The organism is Metabacillus indicus LMG 22858 (assembly GCF_000708755.2).
GTDB classification, from domain to species: domain Bacteria; phylum Bacillota; class Bacilli; order Bacillales; family Bacillaceae; genus Bacillus_P; species Bacillus_P indicus.
Window position 1 is genome coordinate 42,821 of record NZ_JGVU02000002.1, and the last position, 12,246, is coordinate 55,066.

Consider the following 12,246-nt stretch of genomic DNA (forward strand, 5'->3'; position numbering starts at 1 on the left):
GAAATATAAGGGAGAGAGGTCAGAAGGAGGAAAAAGATGAAGAATTCATCCTTAAAGAAGAGCAATGAAGAAAATGTAAATGCAACTCTGGTAAAGGTGTTTGTGGCTGCGGCCATTGTACTTGCAATAAACAATATCTTGCAGATTGTTATGTACGGATTGCCAGATCTGACGGTTATTAATATAGCTTACCAGCTGTTCTTTTCATTATTTTTAATACCTGTCATTTATTACAGGGTTTCTGAAAAGAAAGAACGATTCAAAGACCTGTCAATCGGCAGTATGATCATATTTGCCTTTGTCCTGCATACTGATTCGTGGGTAAACGTGCCGTTTGTCTGGCTTATACCGCTTGGAGTTGCCGGTCTGTATGCGGATTTTCAGCTTATGAAAAGAACATTTATCGTTCTGATTCCGCTTTTGCTTGGTGCCCAGTTTTCTCATCTTTGGCTGGCTGACAAACTTGTCATTGAAACAAGTTTAAACCGGTCTGTGCTGACAGCTGTTTACTATGGCATTCAATTTATCCTTATCGGGATATTATTTTTAAATAGTACAAAAAGGTTTTCAGTGATGCTGGATGAAAGTGAAGCTTTAAAGGGTCAGCTTAATGGACTGCTTGATTCCGTTCAGGAGTCTGCATGGCAGCTTTCAGAGCATGTTTCCCACTTAAATCACACCGTTTCAGATTCCAACAGCGGTGTCATCGAAGTCAACCAGTCCATCCAATCCATTCATCAGGATTCACAGCATTTGTATAAAACAATGGATGGTGCGGTGTCTGAAGTCAGCAGCATGTATGAGCAGCTTGAAAATTCGCTGACGTTTACACAGCAGCTTGACAGCAATGTAGACCTTGCGATGGAAATGATTGAATCCAATAAAGTTAATTTGAATAAAACGGTGGAATCAATTGATAAAATCAAAGATTCATCTGCTTCATCGATGGATAATGTCCAGCTCCTTGCCCGGAAGACAAACGAAGTAGAATCTGTGATGGAACACATTCAGGCAATCGCGGATCAGACAAATCTGCTTGCATTGAACGCAGCGATAGAAGCTGCGCGCGCAGGCGATCATGGCAAGGGATTTGCAGTAGTGGCAAATGAGGTCCGCAAGCTTGCCGAACAGTCATCTGAATCCTCCGTCATGATTCAAAGCATTCTACAGGAAATCCTTGCTGCAAAAGATAAAGTAATTGGAGGGCTTCATCATACAGATTCCATCGTTAAAAGCAGCGTAATTTCTATTTCAAATGCAGCAGATGACTTTGACCGGCTGATTTTAATTCAGGAAGGAAACAATCAGCATCTCCATGAACTGGTAAGAATTATTGAGAAGCTTCAGCATAATGGCAACAGTGTGAGAATTGGCATAAATCAGCTCAGATCACAGTACAGCGGAAATGAGGACAGAATTTCTGAAGTGGCATCTGTCATGGAACAAATGAGTGCATCTCTTCAGGAAATCGCCTCATTTGCTGAAGGAGTTGATGAAAAAGCGGCAATGCTGCATGCCGCAGCAGAAGAAAAAACCGCAGGTTAAAATTCATACTTTTTTATTCTCTAGTAAATACTAGTAAAAAAGCTATTCAGGAGAAGAAAATGAATGTATTGATTATTCTTGCGCATCCAAATCCGGAAAGCTACAATGCGGCTATTTGCGACGCTGCTGAACAGGAATTCAAAGACAAGCAGTATAATGTGCGCAAACGGGATTTGTACCGGATGAATTTTAATCCCATCTTAACTGAAAACAGCTATTCGCACTTTTATCAGGATAAAATTCCTGGAGACGTACAGGCTGAACAGAAAGATATTACCTGGGCGGATTTTCTTGTTTTTGTTTATCCTACATGGTGGTCTGGAATGCCGGCAATCATGAAAGGCTATTTTGACAGAGTGTTTACGAACGGATTTGCATTCAGATATTCAGATGAAGGGCCGGTTGGATTGCTTAAGGGCAAACAGGCCCTCATTTTTCAGACGACCGGACTGCCTGAAAAAGTGCTGAAGCCGCCTCAGATTACCATGGCCATGCAGGCGGCATTTGATATCGGGATTATGAATTTCTGCGGTGTGGAGGTTCTGGCACATAAGTTCTTGTACAGTGTCGAATACATCGATGAAGAAACGAGAAAAGTCATGCTGAATGAAGTGAAGGAAGTTGTTGAAATGGTGGGACAGCAGCAATAGGGAAGGCCTCTCATATGGGAGGTCTTTTTTGCTCTGCTCAGAAAAAATTTCTTCCCTGCGGAAGTTTTCCTCCTAAAAACTCAAAATCAGTCATGAGGTTAAACCTTTCGTCCAGTATAACAGCGTAAAGAGAACCTCTTTTTCTATCTAAAGTATCAGTCTTGTCTCCCGCAACAGGTTCTGCAGTAGGATTTTTATGTTGTGAAAACCTTTGCAATATACTTCTATTATTTTTAAATATAGAGGTCTATTTCCCAATAAACAGTTCTGCTTTCATGTGATAGATTAGTAGAGAATAGAAGAGTAAGAAAATTCTTCTAGAATAGGATTGTTGAGGAGCTGAGTGAGTTTGGGGAAGAGTGTTAAAATGACGGCTTTGGCAGTATCGGTTTGTTTGGCGGGAAGTCTTGTATTTTTGCCTGACGGAAATGCGTCTGCTGCACAAATGAACGGGCAGCTGCAGGAATTAAAAGCAAGTCAGGTATCATCTTACAGCAGTGAGTACCGGACAGGCGGCAAAGCGATGTTCAAGATGGACGGCTATGCAGACAAGCTTCCAAAGAACGTTTTGAAGAAGCTCGAGGCGGCAGGTGCAAAGAGTTCGCTGTATGTGGTTCAGCTTAATGGACCTGTGACAGAGGCAGACCGTGCGGCTATTACGGATGCGGGCGCCGAAATCATGGAATATGTACCGGATTTTGCATTTGTTGTGAAAGCAGAGAAGAGCGCAGTAAAAGCTTTAAAGAAAAAGCAGGGGATTTCATCGGTTACAGCCTATCTCCCATTATATAAATTGGATCCTGCACTCGTTGAAGAGGGATTTGGAAAGCTCCTTGACGTTGAGCTGAAGGATACAGCTAAAAATAAGAAGAAGTTTGCAAAAAGAACGCTGAATGAAATCATTGAACTGGCCAGCCGCGAGGATACCCTGTTTGTCGGCAAGTCAAATACATTTCAGCTTCACAATGATGTTGCAGCAGGAATTATGAAAACAACAACTGCAAGCAGCACATACGGTTTGTCAGGTGCGGGCCAGACAGTGGCCGTTGCGGATACAGGTCTTGATACAGGACGAAATGATGCATCGATGCACGAAGCGTTCCAAGGCGGGAAAATCAAAGCTCTGTATGCCCTAGGCAGAACGAACAATTCAAGTGATCCGGACGGTCACGGAACACACGTAGCAGGATCTGTTCTTGGAGATGCGCAGTTTAAAGGGATGGCACCAAAGGCAAGTCTGGTCTTTCAATCTATTATGGATGCAAGCGGCGGGCTTGGAGGGCTTCCGAGCAACCTGAACACGCTGTTTTCACAGGCCTACAGTGCAGGTGCGCGCATTCATACAAATTCATGGGGAGCTCCCGTAAACGGGGCGTATACGCTTGAATCAAAGCAGGTGGATGAATATGTCTACAATAATGACGATATGACCGTGCTTTTTGCTGCAGGCAATGAAGGTCCCAATGCGAAAACGCTGAGTACGCCGGGAACAGCTAAAAATGCGATTACGGTCGGTGCTTCAGAAAATAACCGTCCTTCGTTCGGAACGTATGCGGACAACATTAACCACATTGCCGCGTTCTCATCTAGAGGCCTGACTTCTGACGGACGTGTAAAGCCGGACATCGTGGCCCCTGGAACGTTCATTCTTTCTACTCGTTCATCACTGGCGCCGGATGCTAACTTCTGGGCGACATATAACAGCAAGTATGCCTACATGGGCGGAACGTCTATGGCGACACCGCTTGTTGCGGGAAATGCAGCTCTTCTCCGCGAGCATTTCATTAAAAACAAAGGCATCACCCCGAAGCCATCTTTAATTAAGGCTGCCCTTATCGCGGGTGCACAGGACACCGGTCTTGGCTATCCTAACGGCAATCAAGGCTGGGGCCGGGTAACGATGGACAAGTCTGCACAGGCTGCCTTTGTTAATGAAACAAAAGCACTGAGAACAAGTGAGAAAGCCGCATACAGCTTTACCGCAGTCAGCGGAAAACCGCTCAGAATCGCGCTTGCGTGGACGGATTACCCAGGTAACCCCTCTGCTTCGGTTTCCCTCGTAAATGATTTGGATCTTGTCATCAAATCTCCGAGCGGAAAAACATATACAGGAAACGATTTTACATCTCCGTATAACAGCGAGTGGGATGGAAGAAACAACGTGGAAACAGTAATTCTTCCAAGTGCTGAAGCCGGGACGTATACCATTGAAGTACAGGCATACAATGTGCCGACGGGAACACAGGATTTCTCTTTTGCTGTTGTTCAATAAGAATTAAATACAAGGCTGGGACATAAAAAGGGTGAATTTGAGCACTACACAAATTCACCCTTTTTTATTTTGTTAGTTGAGGTTAAACGTTTTATAATCTGCTGGCAGGCCTGGCTTCTGCAGCGAGCGTTTCCCGCCATTGCGTATGGTACAAACAGCTGCCGGGGTCCCCGCTGAAAGTGTTCCAAACATGAGTTAGCAGCATAAACTCGGTGCGGGATTCCGCCGAAAGTGTTCCAAACATGAGTTAGCAGCATAAACTCGGTGCGGGTCCGGGGCGAAAGTGTTCCAAACATGAGTTAGCAGCATAAACTCGGTGCTTGTCCCCGGCGAAAGTGTTCCAAACATGAGTTAGCAGCATAAACTCGGTGCGGGACCCCGGCGAAAGTGTTCCAAATATGAGTTAGCAGCATAAACTCGGTGCGGGTCCGTGGCGAAAGTGTTCCAAATATGAGTTAGCAGCATAAACTCGGTGCTTGTCCCCGGCGAAAGTGTTCCAAACATGAGTTAGCAGCACAAACTCAGTGCGGGTCCGGGGCGAAAGTGTTTCAAATATGAGTTAGCAGCATAAACTCGGTGCGGGGCCGGGTTCAGATAACATAAGAAACGCGCCTGTTCGTACGGTATAACAAGATGAGGCAGCCATTTATATTACATGCTCTTATCATATTCAATCACAGCCATGCTCCAATATTTCAGAGAAGGCAAAGTTATGATGACATTGTTGCCTTTCTGAGTAAAAGAAACAGTCTGGGACATGCCTTCTTTCGCGTCAGGACTTGCCATCCAGATGCTTTTTATTTTCCTGGGTTCAGATAAGCGGATGGACACGTTTTTGCGAAGCGCAGGCTCCGGCTGCGTGCCTGATGTATCCCGCCATTCCAAGGAATCCGCTTCCGTAAAATTAATAAAATGGAGCATCTTCTGATGGCGGTTTTGTTTGGCAAACGACCAGACCGCTCCTTTTTCCGGAACAGAGGTAATCTTTACATCCGAACGGCTCTCAATCTCATTTTCCGTTTCTTTTAAATCCCGGCTGCGGAGAAGAGTCTGATAAGCTGTGAGAAAATCATAATAACGAATTAAGCCTTCTGAGAGCTCATGATCACTTTTCAGCTGATGATGGGGGAAATATTCTTTTGACAGCATATGCTCGCCAAGCTCCAGATGGGCTCCGCCGCTTGCGAAAATGACGCTGTTTGTTAAAAAGATGCCTGGCGGGTTGAATGTGCCTTTATTATCCGAAAGGTCATAGTTCATGTAGGCCGCAAGGACGGTGTTCATTCTGCTGTCTGACATTGTTCTGTTGTCGTCAATGATTTTCTTCAGATCACCATAGTACTTATAAGGATCCCAGACTTCTGTGTATAAAAAATCTGCTGGAGCAGACGATATATTCTCCTGGCCGAACTGATTGACCGCATTCATCACAATTCGTTTATCAGGGGATTGTGATTTTGCGTAATGCAGAAATTCATCAAAGCCGTCTGCAAGATTAACAGATTTCCCTTGAGAATCATACACTGCTCCGCGGTCCCCGAGCTGGTCGATGTGCCAGCCGTCAAAATCAAGAGCCTGATAGACTTGCTTCTGCCTGCCGATCACATAATCCTGCCAGCTGCGGTCATTGGAGTTTGCGAGGATGACATCACTTTTCCAGTCATCAGGGAGAGGGTGAAAGTCAGGTTCTTTTTGATGCGGATCCTTAAACAGCATCCATTCCTTTTTGACACCGTCTTCTTCTGCTCCTCTGAATGCTCCGTACAGCAAATTATAGGCCATGGCATTCATTCCGTATTCATGAGAAATTTCAATGTAATTTTTAACCGTCCCGAGCTGAACGTTTCTTCCTGCAATGTCCTGCCATTCAGGCGAAGGTCCGTTTTCTGTCATCTTCAGCGGCTGATGATGTTCATAATGCCAGTCGTAAAACTGAATGCCGTTTATATGATGCCGGTTCAGCTTTTTCAGCACAGAAGCTGCTTCTTTTTCACTGACATTGCCGAATTCGGATAGAAATCCGTAGCGGGGAAAAACAGACCAGCTGCTTGAAACGTCAACTGCGATGGTTTTAGCCTCTTTTTCGGACTGCACCTTTACAAGGTAGCCTGTAAAATCATCCTCGGGAGGCTGCCAGGACCAGACGGCTTTTCCGTTTTCAGCATTTACGGTTTGGGTTTGGATTTTCTCATTCAGTTTCATATAGGTAATGGTAAGGCTGCTGCCGGAGCGTTCTGCAAGTGATGCCTCAAATTTGACAGGCTCTCCGGGTTTGTATCTTGCTTTGTCTGTGTGAATATCAGTGATGTCCGCTGTTTCCTTCTTTTCCGGAACCGGAGTGCTCTGGTTATTCTTATAGAGGAAAATAGCCAAAAGACAGCACAGGAGAGACAGCAGCAAAAGAATCTTTTTTCTCATGTTTTCACCCTTAATAGAAAAGGAGACCGGCTAATGATCAGCCAGTCCCCCTTTTTTAATTTATTGCTTGATTCTTACATCCCTTTTTTCTTCAACCGGGATATTTACATAGAGCTTTTTGGCTTTTGCATCATAGAAGTATGAACGGGACGTTTTTGTCATTTCATCCATGCTCGCAGCTGCTTTGTATTTTGCAGAGCCTGCTTTTACTTCTTTAGGTTTAGCCGTGTTATTCAGCTTCAGTGTGTATTTCTCAAGCTTAGAGTCATAGTTTTCAACAAGTTTCTTCTGCTTGAAGAGGATGTCTTTTCCGCGTTTTTCCACTTTCAGGCTTGTTTCGTTGTACTCGCCGTTTTCGTGGTCAAGTGTTTTGCCGTCATCCTCATAGAAACTGTACTCTGCTTCATCAGTCAGGTACGTATCAAGAATCAGGTCCGTAAGCGGCTTTTCGTCTGTGTACTGCTGTACATCGCGGTTTGGAACGATCGAGTTTTTCTTCACAAAGATCGGAAGGTGCTCAAGCGGAGCAGAAACGCTGATCGTTTGGCCGCCTTTGTATTCTTTTCCAGTCCAGTAATCAACCCATGTTTCATTGTCAGGAAGGTAAACGTCACGGCTTGTCTGTCCTTGTTTTACAACAGGTGCAAGCATCAGGGAGTTTCCGAACATGAACTGGTCGCTGATGTCATATGTGTTTTCATCTTCCTGGAACTGATAAACAAGAGGCTGCTGAACAGGTGATCCTGATTCTGCAGAATCTTGGAATGCGTTGTACAGGTAAGGAAGGAGCTTATAGCGCATTTCAATGTATTTCTTGCTGATGCCTTCAACTTCAGGTCCGAAAGCCCAAGGTTCCTGCCCTTGCTTCACTTCTGCTTTTGCATCACTATCGTAATGAATGCGTGAGAATGGAAGGAATGCTCCAACCTCAATCCAGCGTGCGAAGAGCTCTGCATCAGGACGCTGCGCAAATCCGCCGATGTCATTTCCTACAAAAGAAATACCGGACATACCGATGTTCATGTTCATAGGAAGAGACATTTCAAGATGTTCCCAGTTACTTACGTTATCGCCTGTCCATAGAGCAGCATAGCGCTGTGATCCTGCAAACATGTCACGAGTTAAAACGAATGGACGGGTGTTTGGCTTGTGTTTTTCCCAAGCGCGGTACGTAGCGTCTGCTTCGTCGTGTCCATAAAGGTTATGGTATTCAGTATGAAGAATTTTGCTGTCATCATAGCCGAAGTATGTGTCAAGCGGCATTGTATGGTTGTGTCTTTCATCATCAAGGAATACGGCAGGTTCATTCATGTCGTTCCAGATGCCGTCAATTCCCTCGTCAAACAGAATGTTGTGCTTGCCTGCCCACCACTCGCGCACTTCTTCTTTAGAGAAGTCAGGGAAAGCTGAGTCACCAGGCCATACAGGTCCGATGAACGGAGTGCCGTCAGCATTTTTTGCCCAGAAATCATTTTTTGTGCCTTCCTGGTACATTTGATAGTTTTCGTCTTGCTTCACTGCCGGGTCGTTGATGGCGATTGCTTTGAATCCAGGCATTGTTTTTAATGTTTTAAGAGCGTTTTTGTACTCTTCACTCCAAGTGAAGACACGGTATCCGTCCATATAGTCGATGTCAAAATGCATCGTATCAAGCGGAATTTCTTTCTCGCGGTATGTTTTTGCTACATTCAGAATTTCGTCAGCTGTGTAGCCCCATTTACTTTGGTGAAGGCCGAGGGACCATTCTGCAGGAACGTCCATTTTTCCTGTCAGTTCTGTGTAGCGGTCAAGAACGTCAGAAATTTCCGGGCCGTTCATGAAGTAATAGCTCAAGTTTCCGCCGTTAGCGTAGAAGTAGTAGTAGTCATCAGATTCAGAGGCCATTTCAAAATAAGAACGGTGGGAGTTGTCAAAAAGAATTCCGTAGGCACGTTCATTTTTCAAGCCGATAAAGAAAGGAATCGTTGTGTATAAGTATTTTGTATCTTTGGTATAGGCGTAGGCATCTGTGTTCCACATTCCGATGCTTTTGCCGCGTTTGTTGACTTCAAGGCCTGACTGTTCGCCGAATCCGTAGAAGTTCTCGTCAGGATTTGTTTTCTTCATCACGTACGGCTTTCCGTTTTCATAGCCGGCCGAACCGTTGTTCATGTAGTCTTCATTGATGACATTGCCTTTTTCATCCATGAATTTAACGCCGAATTGAGATTTTTTAATATGAATAATAAGTTCTTTTGTTCGAAGTTCGTAGTGATCTTTCTTGTCTTTTACAGAGAATCTTGGAGTTTTCCAGTCTTTTTTGGAGATGGCCGGAGTTTCCTTTTCTTTTTCGCCTTTTTCAAGGACGGTTACCTTTGCGAGATCTTCATCAAGGATACGTATGTATGCATCGTTTGTGCCAAGATCAAGCTTTACGCCGTTGTTCAGGCGCTTCATGCTTTTAACAGCAAGCTTTTGAAGGTTTTCTTTGTTCAGCGGCGTGTCAGCTTCCGGCTGAGTTACGGCTGATGCGCTTGGTGCAAGGCCTGAAACTGCCATGACTACTGCAAGTGCAGAAGCAAATACAGTACGCTTCATATTTTTCGAATGTTGCATCATGTCACCTCTTTGAAATTTTTGTGTGTAAGCACATGAAAACTATAGAGAAAACATGTATAGACAGGCAACCCCCATAAAATTTGGAATCTGAGAGTGTCCATGTGCCCAGACATGCTGCTGTTGCAGGAATGTAAGCGATCATGAAACTTTGTGAAAAGGGTAACAGAAAAAATGAAAATGAATCCATCCGTCTAGGCCGATTTCAAATGTTACAGAAAGCAGGACATTACACTCATGATATGTAACAAAAGTTACATAGAGCGTTTACACGTCTGTTTTTCAAAAAAATAAACCTCACGAAATTTACAAAACGGATTGACAGTTTTACAAATCGGTCATATAATTACTTTGAATTCAAGATATTTTAATTAAAAGTATTATTCGTCTCTGAGCCGCATATATGGTAAAGAAGGCAAATTTTTTTAGCTATATATCTCGAATTAAAAATAATTTGTGAAGGATGATTAGCATGTTAGATTTAGGACTTTTACTGATTCGTCTTGTTGTCGGTTTATCATTTATGGCTCACGGAGCACAAAAATTGTTCGGTTCTTTCGGGGGACACGGACTGAAGGGGACAGGGGGATTTTTTGAATCGATCGGAATTAAGCCCGGAGTTGCGATGGCGCTGCTTGCGGGACTTGCTGAATTTGCAGGTGGTGCTCTTTTTGCAGCCGGACTGTTTACACCTCTTGCAGGTGCTGCGCTCGCGGGAACGATGCTTGTTGCAATCTTCAAAGTTCATGCGCCTAATGGCTTCTGGGCTGCAAACAACGGCTATGAGCTGAACCTGACACTGCTTGCCGTGGCTGTGGGAGTTGCTCTTACAGGTGCAGGTGCATATTCTCTTGATGCATACTTCTTTTAATACGGCATGAAAAAAGGAACTCAAATGTGAGTTCCTTTTTCATTTTCTATAACGAATGGAGATTCTGTTTCCAGTCTTTCAAGAATTCTTCTTTTCTGATAGAGCATAATGCCTGCTTCAGCAATGTCTTTTATCATTGAGCGGTTTGTATAGGCGCCGAAAAGCATGCCGGCAACAGGGACCATCTGCAGAAGTTTTTTGAGGCCGAAGTGGTCACGGTACGTGTAGACAACCTCCCGCCAGCCCTGCAGTTTTGAAAGCATGTCCGCGGGCTTTGCGCTGCGTCCGTAATAGCCTGAAAGTTCGTTTAGAATCGCTTCTTTTCCAACCACGTCGGCAGAGGCGAACTGCAGGCATTTCACAATGAAAATGCGCTCCTCTTTTTCATCAGGATCATAGCCGTAGATGACCGCGATTTCCTGCAGGGTTTTCAGCGACAGACCAAGGATGACAGGGATGTCCACTGCAAGAGTGAAAACTCCGCCAAACCCGGTCGTTGCTCCCTGAACCGTCGCCACATTTCCCCTGTTTGTTTTCAGATCGCCGCTTACAATGTTCATGACATTCAGGGGGACGGTTTTCAGGTCACCGATCGTTTCAATCGTTTTATCAGGAACGAGCTGCTGCACCTTTTTCAGCATGCCGTTTTTCTGTGTTAAGTATTTTCCGCCTCCCTGGATGAAGCTTCCGAGCTCATCAAGTAGAACGCCGATTTTTTTTTGAATAAATGCAGGCGTCAATTTATCAAGAATCTTAAAAGGAATCCGGCCGATTTTCTCCCAGAAAAACAGGCCTTTCTGATCGTCTTCCCATTCCTCAATTTCTTTTAAACGTGCAAGAAGCTGTTCCTTTGTTTCCACCGTTCACCGCGCCCTTTCCCTGGCTTTTTCTTCATTTTAGCAAAAGGGAACAGGAAAAAGAAAAAATGAAGCATATTTTTTGGATTTTGCCGAAGTTTATCAGATAATAGGTTTATTCTGAGTTTCAGAAAGGAGATACAATAATGGCAAAAAATCTGCAGGATACAACAGCTTTACATAATGGAGTGAATATGCCCTGGTTTGGCCTTGGCGTCTTTAAAGTGGAAGACGGAAATGAGGTTGTAAACTCTGTTAAATGGGCAATCGAAGCAGGCTATAAAAGCATCGATACCGCTGCAATTTACGGAAATGAAGAGGGCGTGGGACAAGCCATCAAAGAAAGCGGCGTCTCGCGCGAAGAGCTTTTCATTACGACTAAAGTATGGAATGCTGATCAGGGCTATGATTCTACCCTTAAAGCATTTGACGAAAGCATGAAAAAACTTGGTCTTGAGTATCTTGATCTTTACCTCGTTCACTGGCCGGTTAAAGGCAAGTACAAAGAAACATGGAAAGCTCTTGAAACACTTTACAAAGAAGGAAAAGTAAAAGCAATCGGCGTAAGCAACTTCCAGGTTCACCATCTGAAAGATGTCATGGAAGACGCTGAAATCGTTCCTATGGTAAACCAGGTGGAATACCATCCGCGCCTGACTCAAAAAGAGCTTCATGCTTTCTGCAAAGAAAACAGCATTCAGCTTGAAGCATGGTCACCGCTTATGCAGGGCAAACTGCTAGACGACGCGACACTGACAGAAATTGCAGAAAAACACGGCAAGTCTGTCGCTCAGGTCATCTTGCGCTGGGATCTTCAAAATGGCGTAGTCACCATTCCAAAATCAGTGAAAGAGCACCGCATTTACGACAATGCAGCCATCTTTGATTTCGAATTGACACAAGAAGACATGGAACGCATCGACGGCTTAAACCGCGATGAGCGTGTAGGTCCGGATCCGGATAATTTTGATTTTTAATTGTATGCTGAATGAGGCTGTTCTTAATGAACAGTCTTTTTTTTGTTGGGCTCTTGTAAAA

General features: G+C 44.3%; 8 protein-coding genes. 5 read left to right on the forward strand and 3 right to left on the reverse strand.

The genetic code is table 11. The features are described from left to right. Nucleotides 1–36: 36 nt before the first annotated feature. The 3 genes from AZ46_RS22490 (at nt 37) to AZ46_RS03435 (ending at nt 4,467) form a co-directional block, all read left to right on the forward strand. A complete protein-coding gene (locus AZ46_RS22490) occupies nt 37–1,545 on the forward strand; it encodes a methyl-accepting chemotaxis protein (protein ID WP_029285350.1) in 1,509 nt (502 codons plus the stop codon). 59 nt (nt 1,546–1,604) lie between these two features. Next, nucleotides 1,605–2,195: an NAD(P)H-dependent oxidoreductase gene (locus AZ46_RS03430; RefSeq protein WP_029285348.1), complete on the forward strand. Its 591-nt coding sequence runs from the start codon at nt 1,605–1,607 to the stop codon at nt 2,193–2,195. A gap of 367 nt (nt 2,196–2,562) precedes the next feature. After that, nucleotides 2,563–4,467, forward strand: a complete 1,905-nt coding sequence (locus AZ46_RS03435; RefSeq protein WP_152554715.1) for a S8 family serine peptidase — start codon at nt 2,563–2,565, stop codon at nt 4,465–4,467. A 651-nt stretch (nt 4,468–5,118) separates the two neighbouring features. Here AZ46_RS03435 and AZ46_RS03440 read toward each other — a convergent pair. Continuing rightward, nucleotides 5,119–6,885: a glycoside hydrolase family 66 protein gene (locus AZ46_RS03440; RefSeq protein ID WP_029285344.1), complete on the reverse strand. Its 1,767-nt coding sequence runs from the start codon at nt 6,883–6,885 to the stop codon at nt 5,119–5,121. A gap of 60 nt (nt 6,886–6,945) precedes the next feature. Beyond that, nucleotides 6,946–9,480: a glycoside hydrolase family 31 protein gene (locus tag AZ46_RS03445; protein ID WP_029285342.1), complete on the reverse strand. Its 2,535-nt coding sequence runs from the start codon at nt 9,478–9,480 to the stop codon at nt 6,946–6,948. A gap of 472 nt (nt 9,481–9,952) precedes the next feature. On the opposite strand from AZ46_RS03445, the gene AZ46_RS03450 reads away from it, so the two are divergent. Then, the gene (locus AZ46_RS03450) at nt 9,953–10,351 is read left to right on the forward strand and encodes a DoxX family protein (protein WP_029285340.1); all 399 of its coding nucleotides are present in this window, start codon (nt 9,953–9,955) and stop codon (nt 10,349–10,351) included. 20 nt (nt 10,352–10,371) lie between these two features. On the opposite strand, the gene AZ46_RS03455 is transcribed toward AZ46_RS03450, so the two are convergent. Next, nucleotides 10,372–11,211 (reverse strand): EcsC family protein, encoded by an 840-nt coding sequence (locus AZ46_RS03455; RefSeq protein WP_029285338.1) that lies wholly within the window; start codon nt 11,209–11,211, stop codon nt 10,372–10,374. Nucleotides 11,212–11,354: 143 nt separating this feature from the next. On the opposite strand from AZ46_RS03455, the gene AZ46_RS03460 reads away from it, so the two are divergent. Next, nucleotides 11,355–12,185 (forward strand): aldo/keto reductase, encoded by an 831-nt coding sequence (locus AZ46_RS03460; RefSeq protein WP_029285336.1) that lies wholly within the window; start codon nt 11,355–11,357, stop codon nt 12,183–12,185. The last annotated feature ends 61 nt before the right edge of the window (nt 12,186–12,246 follow it).